Source organism: Actinomyces timonensis (assembly GCF_040702965.1).
GTDB classification, from domain to species: Bacteria; Actinomycetota; Actinomycetes; order Actinomycetales; family Actinomycetaceae; genus Actinomyces; species Actinomyces timonensis_A.
The window spans coordinates 2,361,722-2,380,958 of the sequence record NZ_CP159989.1 but is presented as its reverse complement, the minus strand read 5'-3'; the positions used below and the strand labels follow the sequence as shown (position 1 = coordinate 2,380,958).

12 protein-coding genes, 1 tRNA gene and 2 pseudogenes are annotated in these 19,237 nt (G+C 71.5%); 8 read left to right on the top strand and 7 right to left on the bottom strand.

The features are described from left to right. Positions 1-7 precede the first annotated feature (7 nt). Positions 8-1,003, top strand: a complete 996-nt coding sequence (gene rlmB / locus ABXS69_RS10255) for a 23S rRNA (guanosine(2251)-2'-O)-methyltransferase RlmB (protein ID WP_366180548.1) — start codon at positions 8-10, stop codon at positions 1,001-1,003. Positions 1,004-1,166: 163 nt separating this feature from the next. Next, positions 1,167-2,402 carry a hypothetical protein gene (locus ABXS69_RS10250; protein ID WP_366180547.1) on the top strand — a complete coding sequence of 412 codons (1,236 nt, stop codon included), beginning with the start codon at positions 1,167-1,169 and terminating at the stop codon, positions 2,400-2,402. Positions 2,403-2,567: 165 nt separating this feature from the next. On the opposite strand, the pseudogene ABXS69_RS10245 reads toward ABXS69_RS10250, so the two are convergent. Continuing rightward, positions 2,568-3,942, bottom strand: a pseudogene (locus ABXS69_RS10245) (DUF4032 domain-containing protein). A gap of 195 nt (positions 3,943-4,137) precedes the next feature. After that, positions 4,138-5,265 (bottom strand): sn-glycerol-3-phosphate ABC transporter ATP-binding protein UgpC, encoded by a 1,128-nt coding sequence (gene ugpC / locus ABXS69_RS10240; RefSeq protein WP_366180546.1) that lies wholly within the window; start codon positions 5,263-5,265, stop codon positions 4,138-4,140. Positions 5,266-5,546: 281 nt separating this feature from the next. On the opposite strand from ugpC, the gene ABXS69_RS10235 reads away from it, so the two are divergent. The 4 genes from ABXS69_RS10235 to ABXS69_RS10220 all read left to right on the top strand — a co-directional run bounded on the left by ABXS69_RS10235 (position 5,547) and on the right by ABXS69_RS10220 (position 8,870). Next, positions 5,547-6,404, top strand: a complete 858-nt coding sequence (locus ABXS69_RS10235; RefSeq protein WP_366180545.1) for a serine/threonine-protein kinase — start codon at positions 5,547-5,549, stop codon at positions 6,402-6,404. Then, positions 6,361-7,665 (top strand): hypothetical protein, encoded by a 1,305-nt coding sequence (locus tag ABXS69_RS10230; protein ID WP_366180544.1) that lies wholly within the window; start codon positions 6,361-6,363, stop codon positions 7,663-7,665. Before ABXS69_RS10235 ends, ABXS69_RS10230 begins: the two co-directional genes overlap by 44 nt. Before the next feature lie 150 nt (positions 7,666-7,815). Continuing rightward, entirely contained in the window at positions 7,816-8,727 is a 912-nt protein-coding gene (locus ABXS69_RS10225) for a thioredoxin domain-containing protein (RefSeq protein WP_366180543.1), read from the top strand. A gap of 67 nt (positions 8,728-8,794) precedes the next feature. After that, positions 8,795-8,870 (top strand) — tRNA-Thr (locus ABXS69_RS10220). 105 nt (positions 8,871-8,975) lie between these two features. On the opposite strand, the gene mmsB is transcribed toward ABXS69_RS10220, so the two are convergent. The 5 genes from mmsB to xylA all read right to left on the bottom strand — a co-directional run bounded on the left by mmsB (position 8,976) and on the right by xylA (position 15,926). Then, a complete protein-coding gene (gene mmsB, locus ABXS69_RS10215; RefSeq protein WP_366180542.1) occupies positions 8,976-10,145 on the bottom strand; it encodes a multiple monosaccharide ABC transporter permease in 1,170 nt (389 codons plus the stop codon). Continuing rightward, entirely contained in the window at positions 10,142-11,752 is a 1,611-nt protein-coding gene (mmsA, locus tag ABXS69_RS10210) for a multiple monosaccharide ABC transporter ATP-binding protein (RefSeq protein ID WP_366180541.1), read from the bottom strand. Before mmsA ends, mmsB begins: the two co-directional genes overlap by 4 nt. A 34-nt stretch (positions 11,753-11,786) precedes the next feature. Continuing rightward, positions 11,787-12,908 carry a multiple monosaccharide ABC transporter substrate-binding protein gene (gene chvE / locus ABXS69_RS10205; protein WP_366180540.1) on the bottom strand — a complete coding sequence of 374 codons (1,122 nt, stop codon included), beginning with the start codon at positions 12,906-12,908 and terminating at the stop codon, positions 11,787-11,789. A 262-nt stretch (positions 12,909-13,170) separates the two neighbouring features. After that, a complete protein-coding gene (locus ABXS69_RS10200) occupies positions 13,171-14,628 on the bottom strand; it encodes an FGGY family carbohydrate kinase (protein ID WP_366180539.1) in 1,458 nt (485 codons plus the stop codon). Positions 14,629-14,744: 116 nt separating this feature from the next. Further along, positions 14,745-15,926: a xylose isomerase gene (xylA, locus tag ABXS69_RS10195; RefSeq protein ID WP_366180538.1), complete on the bottom strand. Its 1,182-nt coding sequence runs from the start codon at positions 15,924-15,926 to the stop codon at positions 14,745-14,747. 80 nt (positions 15,927-16,006) lie between these two features. Here xylA and ABXS69_RS10190 point away from each other — a divergent pair, with 80 nt between their 5' ends. Continuing rightward, on the top strand, positions 16,007-17,242 hold the full coding sequence (locus ABXS69_RS10190) for an ROK family transcriptional regulator (protein WP_366180537.1): 1,236 nt from the start codon (positions 16,007-16,009) through the stop codon (positions 17,240-17,242). Between the two features lie 88 nt (positions 17,243-17,330). Continuing rightward, positions 17,331-19,041 (top strand): annotated as a pseudogene (locus ABXS69_RS10185) (methyltransferase). The last annotated feature ends 196 nt before the right edge of the window (positions 19,042-19,237 follow it).

Sequence of the window (19,237 nt, the reverse complement as noted above, 5' to 3'; positions counted from 1 at the left end):
GCACGCGATGCCCGGCAACGAGCAGTACCCCGGCCCCCGGCGCCGCCCCGGATCCAAGAAGGGCCCCACGAAGGGCTCGGGCGGCAATCGCCGCCAGCGCCTGGAGGGCAAGGGCCCCACGCCCAAGGCCGAGAACCGCGTCGGCCACCCCAAGGCGCTCGCCAAGGCCCGCGCTGAGGCCCGCGCCTCCGGGGCCAACCAGCGGGTCAACCAGATGGAGCGCCTCAAGAGGGGCTTCCGCGTGCCCGAGGGGTTCGAGATCGTCTGCGGTCGCAACGCCGTGGCCGAGGCCGCCCGCGCGGGCGTGCCCATCAGCCGCGTCTTCATGGCCGTCTCGGCCGCCTCCGATGACCGGCTCGGCGCCGTCGTCCGTCGCGCGGCGCTGCTGGGCGCTCCCGTCCTGGAGACCACCCGCCTCGACCTCGACGCCCTCACCGACCGCGCCGCCCACCAGGGCGTGGCCATCGAGATCCCCGCCTACGAGTACACCACCGCCGCCGACCTCCTCGACCGCGCTCGCTCGCTCGGTCGCACGCCCCTGCTCGTCGCCCTCGACCAGGTCACCGACCCCCACAACCTGGGGGCAGTCCTGCGCTCGGCCGGGGCTTTCGGGGCCGACGGCGTGATCATCCCCGAGCGCCGCAGCGCCGGGGTCACCGCCACCGCCTGGAAGGTGTCGGCCGGCGCGGCCGCCCGCGTGCGCGTGTCCCGCGAGACCAACCTGGTGCGGGCCCTGCGGGAGTTGAAGAAGGAGGGGTGCTTCGTCGTCGGGCTCGACGGCGGGGGCGACACCCCGGTGGGGGGGCTCTCCCTGGCCGATGCCCCCCTCGTCGTCGTCACTGGCGCCGAGGGCGCGGGACTGTCCAGGCTCGTGCGCGAGACCTGCGACGTCATCGCCTCCATCCCGATCTCCGCGAGCGTGGAGTCCCTCAACGCCGCCGTGGCTACGGGCATCACCCTGTACGAGGTGGATCGCCTGCGCCGCGCGGCGGCCGAGGGCTGAGCGGGCGGCGCGGGTCTCGCCATCCCGGGCTGGTCGCGGCCCGGAGCCGCGACCGCGCTCAGGCCCGGAGCCGCGCTCCCGGCGCGGGTCCTGGAGCCCCCTCATTCACACGCGGGCGGTATTGCTGCCACAATGGGCCGCAGTCAACCCCGAGGAGACCGCCATGGCACAGGACGCATCGCAGCGCTGGAACCGCACGGAGGGAGTCGTCATCGCCCCCGGCACAGCGCCCCAGGAAGTGGCCGAGCGCCTGGACTCCGAGCGCGTCGTCGCGCGCCTCGAGTGGTACCCGAGCACCCCCCACCTGCTGTCCATCACCCTGCTCGCCGACGCCGAGGCGCGGGTCGCCGTCACCCCGCCCAGCCGCGGCGGCGTCGTTCCCGGCATGGGGGTCAGCGAGCTGGCCGAGTCCCTCGCGCGCGCCTTCGGCGCCTCGGTGACGATCGGCCCGGCCTCCTTCAACGCGCTCCCCGCTGACACCGAGCTGCCCGGGCTCGTGCGCCATGGCACGCCGACGGCCCGCACCGTCATCGTCTCCCCGATCAGCGCATACATGGTGCCCCTGCAGGCCACGCTCCTCGAGCGGCCGCTGGCGGTGGCCACTGTCCCGGAGATCGATCGGCGCATCGTCCTGCACTCCGGTGAGGGCCTGGCGCTCGGGATGTTCGGCTGGGACGAGGAGTCCCTGCCCGCGCTCGTCTTGACGGTCGACGAGGGCGACATGACCGTTCGCGCCGTGACCACCGGGGACTCTGAGGACGACGCCGTCTTCTCCTGGGGCATGACCTCCCAGTACGTGTGGGGCGGGGTCGCCGAGCCCGGGCCCGCGCTGAGCGCCGTGGTGGACGGCCTCCTCGCCGACGTCACGGACGCGTCGGCGATCACCGCCGCCGTCCCGGGAGCCGATGCCGAGGCCGTTGCCAAGGCCCTGGCCACCCCGGGCGCCGCGGGTCTGACCGCGATGATCAAGGCCCTGGGACTGCCGGGCTGGGTGGACATGGTGCTCTCCGGGGCGCTGGCGCCCGTGGAGGTGCCGGGCGTCGTCGTCCACGAGCCCCGCGGCCTGGCCAATGCTGTCACCCGCTCCGTCGGCCTGATGGTGAGCGACCCGGGAACACCCGGCCAGGCGATCCGGCAGGCCTACGTGGAGACCGTCACGGAGAAGCCGTGGACGGTGCGCGCCGCGGTCGTGCTGGAGGGCGGGATCGGCGGGGCGCTGCTCGGAGCGGCGCTGCGCCGGCGCGGTGGGATCCACAAGGGGGTGGCGACGGTGGGAGCGATGGTGCTCGTCGACGCGGTCCTCCAGGCCTCGCTGGCCTCCGTCGTGCGTCATCGCGAGCTGCGCCGCCGCGCGGACGAGGAGACGCGCCTCGTCGAGACCCAGCTCGTCTCCGACTAACCCGCCGAGACCGGTCGATATCAAGAGCGAGACCGGTCGATATCAGCATCGAGACCGGTCCACGGCACGCAGGGCGGCCGCGCCCTTGGCGTACCGGAGTGGCCTGTGGATAACCGACCGGTCTCGCTCTTATTTTCGACCGGTCTCGCATATAGGGGGAGGTGATCACTCGCCCTTGAACTTCATGCCGGCGGTGAAGCCGAAGGGGTTGGCGCTGTAGGCCTCGGCCGTCTCCTCATCGCGGGCCGCGAACTCGGCGTCATCCTCGATGAGCGGCTCGTCGTCATCGGTGAAGATCGCCTCCATCTCCTGGCTGTCCCCGAGCGACAGGTAGGACTCCTCGTCCCAGTGCTGGGGGAGCACATGGGTGATGTAATCCTGAGTGGCCTCCTCGGTGGAGACGTCGCGCTGCTGGGCCTCCGACATGTACCAGCGGTGCTCCAGCACCTCGTGGAAGATCTCCGCGCTCTGGAGCTTGCGGCGCAGCTCGATCGGCACGGACTGGATGGTTGGCTCGAAGACCTCGGCGAGCCAGATATGCGCCACTTGCTCGAGCGGCCGATCCCGCATCCCGCGTGTGACCCGGTAGGCCTCCAGGTCGTTGAGCATGCGGCGCCCCTGGCGCTCCTGGACATCCAGTCCCGTCAGGCGCAGCAGGCGGCGGTGGTAGTAGCCGGCGTCGACCACCTTGGGCTGGATGACGAGGTGCTCCCCGGTCTCGTCCGTGCGCATGGTCAGCTCTCCGACGTCGAATCCCTGCTCGTTGAGCCGCTCGATACGACGGCGCACCCGCCAGCGCTCGTTCATGGAGAAGGACTCCTCACCAGTGAGGATCTCCCACAGATCGTGGTAGCGCTCGATGATCCGGTCCCCGACCTCTATCGTGTCGACGCTCGGCTCCAGGAGGGCCCCGGCCTGCAGGTCCATGAGCTCGCCGATGATGTTCGTGCGGGCGACGTCGATGTCGTACAGGCGCTTGCCCTCCGTCAGACCGCCCTCGGGGTAGAGCTTCTCCCGTCTCGGCGTCCACGAGGTAGGCGGCGAAGGATCCCGCGTCCCGGCGGAACAGCGTGTTCGACAGGGAGACGTCCCCCCAGTAGAAGCCCAGCAGGTGGAGGCGCACGAGCAGCACCGCGAGGGCGTCGATGAGGCGCGTGGCCGTGTCGGGGCTCATGTACTGGCTGAACAGGGCCCGGTAGGGCAGGGAGTAGGACAGGTGCTCCGTGACGAGGGCGGAGTTCAGGCGCTCACCGTCGGCGCTCATGCGGCCGGTGATGACTGCCGTCGGGGTGACGCAGGGGGCGCCCAGCCGCACCAGGTCGCGCAGCAGCGCGTACTCGCGGTGCGCCACCGACTCGCCGATCTCCTTGACCGCGATGACGCGCTCGGAGAGGTTGACGAAGCGCACGACGTGCCGGGACAGGCCTCGCGGCAGGGCGGCCAGGACATCCTGGGGCCAGTCCTCCAGCGACAGCTCCCAGGGCAGGTCGAGGAGGGCCGGATCGATCGTCGCGGCCGAGATCTGCATGGACATGAGCATGCGACGATTCTCGCAGGAATCCCGTGCTGTCGGACAGACAGTGTATGAGGTCGTGACGCTGCCCTGGGGCGCCGCCCGACGGCGCCTCACCGGCGGTCGCGCCAGCGCTCCCCGCTCCGCCACGGCGGAGCCCCGCCCCCGCCGTGGCGGGGACGGGGCTCGGATGATGACCCGGGAGGGTCGTGGGGCTCGTGATCAGGCGGGCAGGCGCTCGCCGGTGGCCGCGGAGAAGATGTGCTCCTGGCCGGGCTTGATGCGCACGTGGACCGTCTCGCCAGCGCCCGGAGCGGTGCGCGGGGGGACGCGGACGATGATCTGGCTGGAGTCCTCGCCGCTGCCGAGCTTGTCCTCCGAGCCCTCGGCGCCCACGAGCTCGCCGTAGATGTAGGCGTCGCTCCCGAGCTCCTCGACGAAGGACACGCGCACCGGGATCGAGTGCTCATCGGAGGCGGAGACCACCTCGAGGGACTCGGGGCGGAACCCGATGGTGATCTTGCCGCCGTCCTCGGGCTTGATGGCGTCGAGGGTGGCGCGACTCAACTGGATCTTGGCGGAGCCGATGGAGGCGACGTCGCCGTTGACGGTGAAGTGCCCCAGGTTCATCGCGGGAGAGCCGATGAAGCCGGCCACGAACTCGTTGGCGGGCTTGTCGTACATCTCGCGAGGGGTGCCGACCTGCTGGAGGAGGCCGTCCTTGAGGACGGCGATGCGGTCTCCCATGGTGAGGGCCTCGGTCTGGTCGTGGGTGACGTAGACCGTGGTGACGCCCAACGAGCGCTGGAGGGAGGCGATCTGCGTGCGGGTCTGGACGCGGAGCTTGGCGTCCAGGTTGGACAGGGGCTCATCCATGAGGAAGACCTTGGGCTTGCGCACGATGGCGCGGCCCATGGCCACGCGCTGGCGCTGACCACCGGACAGGGCCTTGGGCTTGCGGTCGAGGTACTCGGTCAGGCCCAGGATCTTGGCGGCCTCGCGGACGCGCTTGTCGATCTCCTCCTTGGGGGTGCCGGCGATCTTCAGGGCGAAGCCCATGTTGTCATGCACGCTCATGTGCGGGTACAGGGCGTAGTTCTGGAAGACCATGGCGATGTCGCGGTCCTTGGGCTGGACGTCGGTGACGTCCCGGTCGCCGATGAGGATGCGGCCGGAGTTGACGTCCTCCAGGCCGGCGAGCATGCGGAGCGAGGTCGACTTCCCGCAGCCGGACGGGCCGACGAGGACGAGGAACTCGCCGTCGGCGATCTCGAGGTTGAGCTGGTCCACCGAGGGGCGGTCATTGCCCGGGTAGATGCGGGTGGCGTGATCAAAGGTCACGGTAGCCATGGAGTTATTCCCTTCACCGGCAGGTACGTGCCGGACGATCCGTGGTGGAGAGGTGCCGGGATGTCAGCGTTGACGGAGGTTGATGGAGTTCGGTCGAGCCGGGCAGCGCGTGGCGTCCTTGGCGCGGTGCCGGGGCGGAAGCCCTCGACGGGAGACATAGTGTCATGGCGCACTCCCGAGCGCGACACCTGTCAGGACGAGACCTGGGCAAACAATGTGTGAACCGCCTCACATGCTGGGCGCCATCCTGCTTGATCCTGCTCGGCCGGTACCCTGGCCGCATGACGCAGCCCTCGGACTCCCTTCCTCCGTCGATCAGCGGACTGCGGGCGGGCGCCACCGTCGGCGGCTACCGGCTCCTGCGGCGTCTCGGCGCCGGGGGCATGGGCGCGGTCTGGGAGGTGACCGATGAGGCCGGCGACCGCGTCGCCATGAAGATCCTCCACCCGCAGATCGCCGCCGACCCCATGGCGAGGCGACGCCTCGACCGGGAGGCCCAGGTCCTGGCCAGGGTGCGGGATGCCCGCGTCGCCCGCATCCTCGACATCGAGACCGGCGACTCCGAGTCCGCTCACGGCATGACCTTCGTCATCACCGAGCTCGTCGAGGGCCCCACCCTCCAGCGCGAGGTCGACCGCGAGGGGGCCTACGACCTCGTCACCGACGCCCGCGACCTGTCCGACCTCGCCCATGGCCTGGTCGACGCCCTGCGCGCCGTCCACGCCGCCGGCGTCATCCACAGGGATCTCAAGCCCTCCAATGTCATGCTCGGCGCCCAGGGCCCGGTCCTCATCGACTTCGGCATCGCCCAGGTCGCCGACGACGTCCGCCTCACCCAGGCCGGCCAGGTCACCGGGACGCCCGGGTTCATCCCGCCCGAGATGCTCGACGGCGACGAGCCCTCCCCGGGTGTCGACTGGTACGCCTGCGCGGGTGTGCTCCTCTTCGCGGTCACCGGGCGCGCGCCCTTCGGCTCCGGCCCTTGGCAGGTGGTCTTCCGCCGCGTCTACGCCGGCACGCCCGAGCCTCGGCGATCTTCCCGAGGAGCGCCCCGCCCTGGCGCGGGCCTTCCGCGCCGCCCTGGAGCCCAAGGCGGTGGACCGCCTCTCGATCGACGGGCTTCTCTCCGTCCTCGATGAGATCGCCGACGGCGGGGACGGCTCCCGGGCGCTCGCCGCGGTTGCGCCCGGGGCCGGCGGCGCTGGGCCGCTGCCGTCCTCGGGGGCGCCGGACGGCGCCTACGGGACGCCAGTGGCGAGCGGGCCGAGCCCGACGTCGGTCCAGCGCCCGGGGGGCAGTCCCACGATGACCCCCGCGGCCTCCGGCTACGGCGCCACCCCGGGATCCTATGGGAGAGTCCCCGCGCCGAGCCCCTTCGAGGGCGCCGCCCCCGATGCGCGGGCCGGCGGGACGGCGCTGCCAGCCTCCTACGCCCCCGGCTCCGGCGGGGCGGGACCCGGCGGGGCCTCTCCCATGAGCCGGCCCTCCTCGCCGCCCGCGCTGCCGACTCCTCCCTTCGGCGGGCCGGTCCCCCCGGTCGGCGGGCCGAGCGCTGGCTGGGCTCCTGCCCAGGCCGCCCAGCCGATGCCGGCCGCGATCTCCCCCCAGGCCCAGGGGGTGGGCGCCCCCGCCCCCGGCCCGACCGCGTCGGGGTGGTCAACCGGTCCCGCCAGCACCGGGCCGACGGGCGTGGGGACCGCTTCCGCCGGGGCGCTCGACCCCGCGGGCCCCGATGCCCGCCCCGCCTCGGCCGGGACGTCCGGAGGCGCGGACGCCCCGGCCGCGGTTCTTCCCGACTGGGCCCGCGAGCCCCGGCGCCGTCCCGCGATGATCCTGTGCGTCGGCTTCCTCCTCGTCATGCTCGCCATGTGGGTGCCTGTCTGGGTGGCATTGGCCGCATCCATTCTCGTCGTGCTCGCCGGCGCCGCGGGCCGTGGGGATGACGACCGGCGCTGGCGCAGGCTTCACAAGGGGAGCGCGACGGCGGCGGACACCGCTCGCATGTGGGCCTCGAGCCCGCTCTACCTGCTGCGCTCTGCCGGGGCAGCGCTGCCTGCGATCCTCCTCGCCGGCGTCGTCGCTGGTGGCCTCTACTTCTTGCTCCGGGATCCGATGGGCGCGGAGGTCGGTGCGGACCCGTCGGTCCTCGAGGGCGTGCGCCTGCGCCATCGCAGGGCCCTCCTCCTGGCGGGCTGCGAGCTCGTCTTCCTGCTCATCGTGTGGTTCGTCCCCTGGGGCGCGTCCACTCGGCGCGGTGGCGCCAAGATCGTGTCCGCCTTCATGCCCGGTCGGCCGATCCGCGTGCTGTGGGCCGTCGTGCTCCTGTCCCTCGGCGTCGGGTGCCTCGTGCTGGAGATGCTCATGCGCCTCCCGCCGGCGACGCTCAGCCCCCTCCAGTGAGGGGGCGGCGCCGTCGGCGATCGCCGGGGGCGCGGCGCGGGCCCGGGGCAGTGACAATTAGCGCGGCCCCTTCCTGAAGAGTGAATTTTCAATTATTGTCGGTGCGAACCGTCGCGCAACGACACCTACGCAGATTCGGAGGAGCCGATCATGGCCTCGAGTGATCCCCGCCCAACCAAGGCCGAGCGCCGGGAGGCCGCCCGCGCCAAGGCCCAGACCCTGCGCGAGGAGCAGGCCCGCAAGGCGCGCCGCGCCACCCTTACGCGCCGCGCCCTCATCGGGGCCGGAGCCGTCGCCATCGTCGGCGGGGTCGGCGGGACCATCTGGTACTCGAGGTCCGCTGAGGAGGCCAAGAAGAACAGCAAGCTGCCCTCCGGCGTCCGCGACGACGGCTCGTGGACCTACGGGGCCGATCTCGCAGTGGGCTCCTCCAACGCCGACGCCCCGGTCCTCGACGTCTACTTCGACTACTCCTGCCACTTCTGCGCCAACTTCGAGGTGGAGCACTCCGAGGAGATGAAGAAGCTCGCCGCCGACGGCAAGATCACCCTCGCCCTCCACCCCGCGCAGTTCCTCAAGCAGGACTGGACCAACCTGGCCTACCACGCCATGGGCGCCGTCCTCGATAACGAGCCCGCCAAGGCCTTCGACTACCACGACGCCCTGCTCGCCCACTTCGGCACCGCGTTCTCCAAGAAGGACGTGGGCCTGCTCACCAAGGACGCCATCAACGACCTCGCCTCTCAGGCGGGCCTGTCCTCGGACACCCGCAGCGTCATCAAGAAGGCGGTGAGGTCCTCCGGCTATCAGAAGTGGATCGACGTCTCGACCAAGGCCTTCAACGACGGCGGCTTCCGTGGCACCCCGACGATCGTCTACGACGGGAAGCAGGTCGACTTGAGCCTGCTCCAGGCCAAGAACAGCCTGGTCGACTACATCAACGGCCAGCAGAGCAGCGCAGCACCCGCCACTCCGGCCGAGACCCCCGCCACTCCGGCCGAGACCCCGGCCGCGTCGGATGGGCCCACCCCTGAGGAGGGCGCCGAGACGCCCGGCTCCTGAAGAGCGTCCCGCTATCCCCGGCACATGTGCCACACTTGCGCCCGGGCCTCGTGCCGAGGCCCGCGCCGCCGCGTTAGCTCAGCTGGTAGAGCAGTTGTCTTGTAAACAGCAGGTCGCCGGTTCGAACCCGGCACGCGGCTCCACGCCCATCGGCCCTGAGCGGCATGAGGATCGATACGCGCGGCGCGCCCCTCCCGCGTCGATGCGCGGGAGGGGCGTGACTCCGCGGGGCCGGCCAGTGCTGTGGGTCAGGCCCCCGCGCGCCGCTTGCCGATGATGTCGACGGCGACGGCGAGCAGGAGGACCAGCCCCTTGATGGCCTGCTGCCATGCGGAGTCGACCGCCATGATGGACAGCCCCATGTTGAGCACGCCCATGATGAGCGCTCCGATGATCGCCCCGGACACCCTGCCGATGCCCCCGGAGACCGCGGCGCCCCCGATATAGGCGGCCGCGATCGCATCCATCTCATACAGGTTGCCGGCCGTGGAGACCGCGGCGCCCGCACGGGATGTCGTCACGATGGCCGCCAGTGAGGCGAGGAGGCCCATGTTGACGAACAGCAGGAAATCGACCTTGCGCACATCAACGCCCGACAGGCGCGCGGCCTTGAGGTTGCCGCCCACGGCGTAGACGTGTCGGCCGAAGACCGTGCGCCCCATGATGAAGGAGTAGACCAGGATGACCAGGCCGACGATGACCAGCACGATCGGCGTGCCCCCGGCCGAGTAGGCGAGCAGCGCCGTCAGCGCCGCGATCGCGGCCGCGAGGACGCCCTGGCGCACGAGGAAGGCGCTCAGGGGCATGACGGAGCGGCCCGCGGCCACCGCGCGCCGTCGGGCCCGCGCCTGCGGCAGGACCAATCCGCCGATCGCCACGAGGCCGATGAGGATCGTCACGCCGTCGTAGTCCTGGAAGTAGCCCAGCCAGGGCGGCAGGGAGCCATTGGCGATCGACACGAAGCTGGAGGGCATGCCGGAGACGGTGCGCTGGACCAGGACCACGGTCAGACCGCGGAAGATGAGCATGCCCGCCAGGGTGACGATGAAGGCGGGGATCTCCATGCAGGCGACCCAGAACCCCTGCCAGCACCCCACGAGCATCCCGATGCCGACGGCGATGAGGACCACCACGATCCACGGCAGGCCCTGGTTGACGATGAGCAGGCCGATGACGCCGCCGATGAACCCCACGAGGGAGCCGACGGACAGGTCGATATGGCGCCCGATGATGACCATGACCATGCCCACGGCCAGGATCATGACGTAGGCGTTCTGCTGGATGAGGCTGGCCACGTTGTTGGGCGACAGCAGGAGGCCGCCGGTGAGGACCTGGAAGAAGAGGATGATCGCGACCAGGGCCGCGAGGATGCCGTACTGGCGCAGGTTGCGCCCCAGGTATGCGTTGACGCCCTTCACTTCGCGCCGTCCTTTCCCGCTGATTGATCGTGGTCGCTCTTCTCGATGGTCATGAGCCGCATGAGGCTCTCCTGGTCCGCCTCGCTCCGGGGGAGCTGGCCGGTGATGCGCCCGTGGCTCATGGCGTAGACGCGGTCGCAGATGCCCAGCAGCTCGGGCAGCTCGGAGGAGATGACGAGGACCGCCTTGCCGGAGTCCGCCAGCTCGCCGATGATCTGGTAGATCTCGTACTTGGCGCCGACATCGATCCCGCGCGTGGGCTCATCGAGGATGAGGACGTCGGGGTCAGTGAAGATCCACTTGGCCAGGACGACCTTCTGCTGGTTGCCCCCGGACAGGGAGCCGACGGGGGTCGACAGGGAGGCGGTCTTCGTCCGCAGCTCGTGGCGGTAGCGCTCGGCGATCTCGATCTCGGCGCTGTCGTCGACGACGCCGCGACGAGAGATCTTCCGCAGCGCCGCGGCGGTGGTGTTCGTCTTGACGTCCTGGATGAGGTTGAGCCCCAGCGCCTTGCGGTCCTCGCTGACGTAGGCCAGCCCCTGACGCATGGCCCGGGCGACCGAGGAGGTGGAGACCTCAACCCCGTCCTTGAGGACCGTGCCGGAGATCCCCGTGCCGTAGGAGTGCCCGAACACGCTCATCGCGAGCTCGGTGCGCCCGGCGCCCATGAGGCCGGCCAGTCCCACGATCTCACCGCGCCGCAGGCTCAGCGCCGCCCCGTCAACCACCTTGCGCGCGGTGTCGATGGGGTGGTGGACCGTCCAGTCGCGGATCTGGAGGATCTCCTGGCCGATGCTCGGCGCTCGCTCGGGGTAGCGGTTGTCGAGGGAGCGGCCCACCATGAGGCGGATGATCTCGTCCTCGGTGATCGCCCCGGGGCCCCGCAGGGGGGCGGTCTGGATGGTCCGGCCATCGCGGATGATCGTCGTGCGGTCCGCGATGCGGGAGACCTCCCCGAGTTTGTGAGAGATCATGACCATGGAGATGCCGCGCTCGCGCAGGCCCCGCATGAGGCCGAGCAGGTGCTCGGAGTCCTCGTCGTTGAGCGCGGCCGTCGGTTCGTCGAGGATGAGCAGGCGCACGTCCTTGGACAGGGCCTTGGCGATCTCGACGAGCTGCTGGTGGCCGACCCCCAGGTCCGCCACTCGCGTCCGCGGCTGAATGTCGAGGCCGACCTCGGCCAGGAGACGGGCCGCCTCGTCATTGGTGTCGTCCCAGTTGATGACGCCACCGCGCTGCCTCTCATTGCCCATGAAGATGTTCTCAGCCACCGACAGGTAGGGGCTCAGCGCCAGCTCCTGGTGGATGATGACGATGCCCAGCGCCTCGGACTCCCGCACGGAGCGGAACTCGCGGACCACGCCGTCGTAGACGATGTCGCCGTCGTAGGTGCCGCGCGGCCACACCCCCGACAGGACGTTCATGAGGGTGGACTTGCCCGCGCCGTTCTCCCCGCAGATCGCGTGGATCTCACCGCGCCGCACATCGAAGGTGACATCCTGGAGGGCGGTGAACCGCCCGAAGGACTTCGTGATGCCCCTCATCTGGAGGATGAGGCCCCCCGGGCCGCCGTCAATGGCGGGAGGCGACGTCGACTCTGGGCTCATGACTCCCCTCCTGCCATGCGCCCGCGCGCCGGGCTCATAGCCCGACCTCCTCGGCGCTGTAGTAACCGGAGTCGACGAGGACCTCCTTGACGTTGCCCGCATCGACGGTCACCGGCTCGAGCAGGTAGGCCGGGACCACCTTGACGCCGTTGTCGTAGGAGCCGGTGTCGTTGACCTCGACCTGCTCGGACTTGACGATCTGGTTGACCATCGTCGCGCAGCGCTCGCCGAGCTTGCGCGTGTCCTTGAAGACGGTCATCGACTGGCGGCCCGTCACGATATTGGCGACATTGGCCTGATCGGCGTCCTGGCCGGTGAGCGCCGGCCAGTCGGCCGGCCCGTAGCCCGCGGAGTCCAGCGCCTGGGACACGCCCAGGGCGATGGCGTCGTTGGGCGCCAGGACCGCCCCGACGCGGGTGGTGGTGCTGTAGAAGGAATTGAGGCGGTTCTCCATCTCCGCCTGGGCCGTGGTGTTGGACCAGGCCTGGATGCCGATGGACTGCCAGTCATCGACGGATGCGGGCATCTTTCCCGAGGGGCACACGAGGGCGCCGGCCTTGACGTAGGGGGCGAGCACGTCCCAGGCCCCGGCGAAGAAGAAGCGCGCGTTGTTGTCGTCCGGGGACCCGGAGAAGGGCTCGATGTTGATCGGCCCCTTGGCGGACTCCAGTCCGAGCGCGTCGACGAGGTACTGGCCCTGCAGCGCGCCGACGTTGTAGTTGTCGAAGGTGACGTAGTAGTCCACGGCCTCGGTGTCGCGGATGAGGCGGTCGTAGGCGACGATCGTGATGCCGAGGTTGGCGGCGGACTGGAGGACCGGCGCCAGGGCCGAGCCGTCGATCGCGCCGACGACGATGACCTTCGGCGACTTGTTGATCATGGTTTGGAGCTGGGAGCTCTGCTGCTCGACCTTGTTGTCGGCGAACTGGAGCTCGACCTGGTATCCCAGGTCGGTCAGGAGCGTCTTGAGGTTCTCGCCGTCGCGGCTCCACCGCTCGAGGTTCTTGGTGGGCATCGACACGCCGACGAGGGCGCCCTGCCGCCCGGAGGACGCGCCGTAGTAGTCGGCGGAGCGCTCGGCCGTGCACGCCGTGACGGCGGCGGCGAGGCTCGCGGCCCCGCCGGCCACGAACGACCTGCGGGTCAGGTTCGACATAGGGCCTCCTTGCCTGCTATGTGAGGGGTGGCCCGGCGAGCCACCTATTTGTTGCACCGTAGCAGTTGAAGGAATCCCTGTAAATAGGGGTGTCCTGCCTCAATATGTCGGTGACAGTTCATCCTCAATACAGAGGCGTGGCAGTCAATGACGTCCTGAGGCAGGACACCTGTTGGTGGGGGGCGCGGTCAGCGTCCCGGAGCGGTGCGCGGCTCCGTCGCCCGCGGGGCCCGGGTGGTTGGGGGCGCGGAGTCTCGGTTGCTCAGTCGTGGGTGAGGAGGAGTCTCGCGGCGGCGGTGTAGGCGGCGCGGATGCCTGGTTGGGGGGGCGCGGTGAGGCGCTCGGGGGCGCTGGGGGCCCATGCGGGGGGCTGATCGGTGTTGGTCAGGACCCAGGCGGCTTGTTTGGCGGCGCCGTCGGCGACGTGCTCCCCGGGGGCGGGCGCGTCCACCGGCACGCCCAGGATGGCGGGGGCCAGGGCCTTGGCGCAAGCCCATTTGGTCCCGCCGCCGGTGAGGGTAACGGCCTGGATGCCCACCCCCTGGGCGCGCACGGCGTCCAGGGCGTCGGCCATGAGGCACAGCAGGCCCTCGGCGGCCGCGCGAGCGTAGTTGGCCGGGGTCAGGTTGGTCAGGGTCATGCCGGTCAGGATCCCGGTGGCGCCCGGCAGGTTGGGGGTGCGCTCACCCTCGAGGTAGGGCACGTGGACGAGGCCGCCGGCGCCCGGCTCAGCCGCCAGGGCCATGGCGTCGAACTCGTCGTAGCTCACGCCCAGGACCTTCTTGGCGGCGTCGAGGATCCGGGCGCCGTTGAGGGTGCAGGCCAGTGGCAGGAAGGCGCCGGTGGCGTCGGCGAAGCCGGTGACGAGGCCGGAGGCGTCGTGCGTGGGCGTGGTGGACACCGCCGCGACGACGCCGCTGGTGCCCAGTGACACGCTGGTCTGGCCGGGGCGCAGACCCAGGCCGAGTGCGGCGCCGGCGTTGTCACCGCATCCGGGGCCGAGCGCCAGGTGGGACAGGTCGCGCCCCAGGACGTGGGAGCCGCCCCGCAGGGCGACCTCCTGGGGTGCCACCACCCGCGGCAGGACGATCGCCTGCGCCTCCTGCTCGCTGATGCGCAGGGCGCGGGCGAGCAGGTCGCGGCGGTAGACATTGGCCACCGCGTCGAAGTAGCCGGTGCCCGAGGCGTCGGAACGGTCGGTGGTGAGGGTTTGGAGGGACTGGGCGCCTGAGAGCCTCCAGGTGAGCCAGTCGTGGGGCAGGCACACGGCGGCGACGCGGGCGGCGTTGTCGGGCTCGTGGTCCGCCAGCCAGCGCAGCTTGGTGATGGTCAGCGAGGCGACGGGCACGCTGCCGACGGCCTGCGCCCAGGCCTGGCGGCCGGCCGCCTCGTCGCCGCCGCCCAGCTCGCTGATCAGATCGAGTGCCGCGCCGGCCGAGCGGGTGTCATTCCACAGCAGGGCCGGGCGGATGACCTGGCCGTCGGCGTCGAGCACGACCATGCCGTGCTGCTGGCCGGCCACGCTCAGGGCGGCGACGTCGTCGAGGCCGCCGACGGCGTCGAGGACCTCCCCCAGGGCGCGCCACCACTGATCAGGATGGACCTCAGTGCCACCAGGATGCGAGGCCTTGGCCTGACGTGACAGGACACCGCTATCGGCGTCACGGATGACGATCTTGCATGACTGCGTCGACGAATCAACGCCAGCAACCAGAGTCATGATGCTCCTTCCATGGTGAGGGCGCGGTGCGCTGATGTCAGTGCGGGCAGGTGGGCGGTCAGGGGCGGGAGCGCCCGGGGTGGCGGCGCGCCGCCACCGCCCCGGGCCGTCCGGTCTCAGCCGATCAGACGCATGACGGCCTTCTGGTAGAGGTCGACGAAGTGGTAGTCGCGGGCGGCGGCGGCCTCGGCGTCGAAGTCCTCGAAGGCGGAGCGGTCGGCCAGGAAGTCCGCTAGGGACTCGCCCGATCCCAGGGTGGGCTCGCCGAGCTCGTAGACGCCGGAGAGCCTCAGGGCCTCCTGGACCTCGGCGTCGGCGCGGAAGGCCTTGGCCTTCTCCGCGAGCTGGAGCCACATCTCCATGTTGGCCGCGGCGGACTCCCACACGCCGTCCATGCCGTCGGTGCGTGAGGGCTTGTAGTCGAAGTGGATGGGCCCGTCGTAACGGGGCCCGCCCCCGGGGAAGCCGTTGACGAGCAGGTCGACGGTGAAGAAGGCGCTGAGCAGGTCGCCGTGGCCGAAGACGAGGTCCTGGTCGTACTTCAGGCCCTTCTGGCCGTTGAGGTCGATGTGGAAGAGCTTGCCGGCGTTGAGGGCCTGGGCGATGCCGTGGGTGTAGTTGAGGCCCGCCATCTGCTCGTGGCCGACCTCCGGGTTGAGCCCCACGACGTCGCCGTTGTTGAGCTCGGCGATCAGGGCCAGGGCGTGGCCGACGGTGGGCAGGAAGATGTCGCCGCGGGGCTCGTTCGGCTTGGGCTCCAGGCCGATCCTGAGATTGTAGCCCTTGTCCTTGATGTAGCCGGCGACGGTGTCCAGGCCCTCCTTGTAGCGGTCGAAGGCCGCGTTGAGGTCCTTGGAGGAGTCGTACTCGGCGCCCTCGCGCCCTCCCCACATGACGAAGGTCGTGGCGCCGAGCTCGGCGGCCAGGTCGATGTTGCGCAGGACCTTGCGCAGGCCGAAGCGGCGGATGGAGCGGTCGTTGTTGGTCAGGCCGCCGTCCTTGAAGACCGGGTGGGTGAAGGTGTTGGTCGTGACCATCTCGATGGTCAGGCCCGTGGCGTCGACGGTCTCCTTGAGCCGGCGCACGATGTCGTCGCGCTCGGCGTCGGTGGCGTCGAAGGGGAAGACGTCATTGTTGTGGAAGGTGATGCCCCACGCGCCGAGCTCAGCGAGCCTCTCGGCGTACTCCCACGGCTTGAGGGCGGCGCGGGTCTTGTCGCCGAAGGGGTCGGCGGCCAGCCAGCCGACGGTCCACAGGCCGAATGAGAACTTGTCTTCCTTCGTGGGCTTGCGAGCCATGATCTCCTCCTCGAGCCGGGCGTGCGCCCATATTTGTTTGGCGGCACAACTATGGCATGGCGATGAGGTAGGGTCAAGGGGTGCCCGCTCGTACCACCTCGGCGGCATCGTCATCACCGCCCGCCAGCACCGCCTCCTCGGCGCGCCAGTCGACGCTGCGTACCGCGAACCTCGCGCTCGTCGCCCGCCAGGTGCTGTCCGCCCCGACGCCGGTCTCCCGGGCCGACGTCGCCGCCTCGACGGGGATGACGCGCTCAACGGCCTCGCGCCTGGCCGACGACCTCGTCGCGGCCGGCATCATCGCCGAGCTGGAGCCGGTGCCCTCCGTCGGTCCTGGCCGCCCGGCCGTCCCGCTCGTGGCGCCCAGCGGCACCTTCGTGGCGCTCGGACTGGAGGTCAACGTCGCCTACATGGCCGTGCGCGCCATCGACCTGTCCGGTGACCTGCTCGCGGAGCGCGTCGTCGTCGACGACTTCGCCGGCTCGGATCCCGCGCGGGTCCTCAGCGCCCTCGCGCGCCTGACCACCGACGTCCTGACCATCTCAGCCGTCCAGCAGTCCACGGTCGTGGGGGCGGGCCTCGCCCTGCCCGGCCTGGTCTCCGGGGACCGGCTGCTGCGCGCCCCGAACCTGGGCTGGGAGGACCTGCGCCCGTCGGACGTCCTGGCGCCGGCGCTCGAGCCCGCCGGGCTGGCCTCGATCCAGGTCGGTAACGAGGCGAGTCTGGGCGCGCTGACAGTCGGGCGGCGGCGCCCCGCCATGGTCCACGCCTGGCCCAGCTACATCTACCTGTCGGGGGAGAACGGGATCGGCGCGGGACTCGTGCGCGACGGGGCCGCGGTCGACGGCGCGAACGGGTTCGCGGGGGAGATCGGGCACGTCCAGGTCGATCCGCGTGGCCCGGAATGCACCTGCGGCAACCGCGGGTGCCTTGAGCGCTACGCCGGGCGCCGCCTCATCCTGTCCGCGGCCGGGCTGGCCGACGACGCGCCCGCGGAGAGCCTCGTGGAGGCCTGGGAGGCGGGGGAGCCCCGGGCCAGGGCCGCTCTCTCGCGCGCGGCCCACGCCCTGGGCGTGGGCCTGGGGGCGGCGATCAACATCCTCGACATCCCCATCGTCGTGCTCGGCGGCCATCTCTCCCCGCTGACCGAGGTGCTGCGCCCCGAGCTGGAGGAGGAGCTGCGCGCGCGCGTCCTGGCCTCGGCGTGGTCCCCCCCGCAGGTGCTCAGGGCCGACAATGACCAGATGTCCGGGGCCACGGGCGCGGCCTGGGCGCTGCTGGAGGGGGTCGCCGCGGATCCCAGCGCCTGGATGTAGGGCCGCGCCTCCGGGCCTCACCCACTCCACCTCCGCGGCTCCGGCCCCGGATACCGGGCATGAGTCGGCGACGCGGGAGACTGGGCCCATGACCTCCCATCACTCGCTCCTTCCCTCCGACCCTGGCGGGCGGGCCGCGCCGCCCGGCCCCGCGTCCCCGGCGCGGCCGGCCTCCCCTCCCGCCCCCGTCCTCACCGCGCGCCAGGCCGCCGATCTGCGAGCGGACCTGGAGGAGTCCGGATGGGGCGTCGACGCCGTCACCGGCCTCATCGGAAGCGTCGCCGAGGCCGCCCTGCGCCGGGAGGTCCGCCTGCCCGCCCTGCGCGCCGCACGGGCCGCCCTGGAGGCGGGGCGCCAGGCGGGTGCCGGGCCGAGCCCGGTCGCCGTCCTCACCGCGCTGTTCATGCTCGGCGAGCCCGTGAGGGCGGGAGAAGCTCGATAGCGCCCTCCCGCGCACCGGGGCTCGCGGCGCCGCCCGGATCGGCCTCGTCGCGCTGGAGGGGGGCGAGGAGGCCGAGGGCCGCGGGAACCGCCCGGGACGAGCCGCCCTCGCGCGCGCCCTGGTGGACCTGCGCCCTCACGAGGCCCGCGACGACGCCGGAGAGGCGCGCTGGTGGGTGGCCTCCGACGTCGGGGAGCTCGTCTCGGGGCGGGCCCTGGCCCCCGATCACGTGCTCGGTATCGGCGGCGCCGGCCTCACCCTGGCCGGGCTCGCGCCGCGGCGGCCGGTGGGCGACGCGCTCGACCTGGGCTGCGGCTGCGGCATCCAGAGCCTTTACCTCGCCCGGCACGCCGAGCGCATCACCGCCACCGACATCTCCGAGCGCGCCCTGGCCTTCACCGCCTTCAACGCCGCGCTCGCCGGCATCGCCCCCGAGCGCCTCGAGCTCCTCGCGGGCTCCTTCCTGGAGCCGCTCGGCCGACGCCGGTACGACCTCATCGTCTCCAACCCGCCCTTCGTCCTCACCCCGCCCGCCGTGCGGGAGGCCGGCCTGCCGCTCATGGAGTACCGCGACGCCGGTGGGCCCGTTCTGCCGAGCCTCGTGCCGGGCCTCACCGGGAGGCTGGCCGACGGCGGCACCCTCGTCATGCTCGGCAACTGGGAGCACGGCGCCGGTGGAGACTGGCGGACGAGAGTGGGGGAGTGGTTCCCCGACGACGTCGACGCCTGGGTCATCGAGCGCGACGCCCAGGACCCGGTCGAGTACGCCACCATGTGGCTGCGCGACGGCGGCCTGGCCCCTGAGCGCGAGCGCGACGCCTTCGAGGCCGCCCTGGGCGCCTGGATCGGCGATTTCGAGGCGCGCGGCGTCGAGGCGATCGGCTTTGGCTACCTCCTCGCGCATCGGCCCGAGGCTGTGGGTGCCGCGAGTCCCCGTCGCGGGCCCTGGCGCGTCCTGGAGGAGGTGGGCACGAGCCCGTCCGGGGCCCTGGGGGCTCATGTCGCGGCGTCGATCGCCGTCCGCGGCCGGCTGGCCCTCCTGGATGACGACGACGTCGCCGCCCTGAGGCCGGTCGTCGCCGCCGACGTGACCGAGGAGCGCTACCACGTGCCCGGGCGCGCCGACCCCAGCGTCATCCTCCTGCGCCAGGGCGGCGGACTGGGGCGCTCCGTCCAGGCGGGCACCGCCCTGGCCGCGCTCGTCGGCGTGGCCGACGGCGAGCTGTCCATCGCCCAGATAGCGGGCGCCGTCGCCGCGCTCCTGGACGCCGACGCCGAGGCGCTCACCGCCGAGCTCGTGGCCCAGTGCCGGGATCTCGCCGCCTGGGGAATGCTCAAGCTCCCCTCCACCCCCTGATCAGGCGCCGAGACCGGTCGAAAACAAGAGCGAGACCGGTCGAAAATATGAGCGAGACCGGTTCGGGGACGCGCGGCGGGACAGATCGGAGCGCCGCGTGGCCGCGGCGCCGCATCGGATGGTGACGCAGTGATCCCGCAAGGCGGTCGGCCTGGTGCTCAGCACGAGCCTGTCGGTATGGTGAGGCTCACCTGAT

What these genes read in the sequence shown, in the direction of transcription:
- rlmB (WP_366180548.1), top strand. Translation starts at nt 8, where the DNA reads ATGCCCGGCAACGAGCAGTACCCCGGCCCCCGGCGCCGCCCCGGATCC.
- ABXS69_RS10250 (WP_366180547.1), top strand. Translation starts at nt 1,167, where the DNA reads ATGGCACAGGACGCATCGCAGCGCTGGAACCGCACGGAGGGAGTCGTC.
- ugpC (WP_366180546.1), bottom strand. Translation starts at nt 5,265, where the DNA reads ATGGCTACCGTGACCTTTGATCACGCCACCCGCATCTACCCGGGCAAT.
- ABXS69_RS10235 (WP_366180545.1), top strand. Translation starts at nt 5,547, where the DNA reads ATGACGCAGCCCTCGGACTCCCTTCCTCCGTCGATCAGCGGACTGCGG.
- ABXS69_RS10225 (WP_366180543.1), top strand. Translation starts at nt 7,816, where the DNA reads ATGGCCTCGAGTGATCCCCGCCCAACCAAGGCCGAGCGCCGGGAGGCC.
- mmsA (WP_366180541.1), bottom strand. Translation starts at nt 11,752, where the DNA reads ATGAGCCCAGAGTCGACGTCGCCTCCCGCCATTGACGGCGGCCCGGGG.
- chvE (WP_366180540.1), bottom strand. Translation starts at nt 12,908, where the DNA reads ATGTCGAACCTGACCCGCAGGTCGTTCGTGGCCGGCGGGGCCGCGAGC.
- ABXS69_RS10200 (WP_366180539.1), bottom strand. Translation starts at nt 14,628, where the DNA reads ATGACTCTGGTTGCTGGCGTTGATTCGTCGACGCAGTCATGCAAGATC.
- xylA (WP_366180538.1), bottom strand. Translation starts at nt 15,926, where the DNA reads ATGGCTCGCAAGCCCACGAAGGAAGACAAGTTCTCATTCGGCCTGTGG.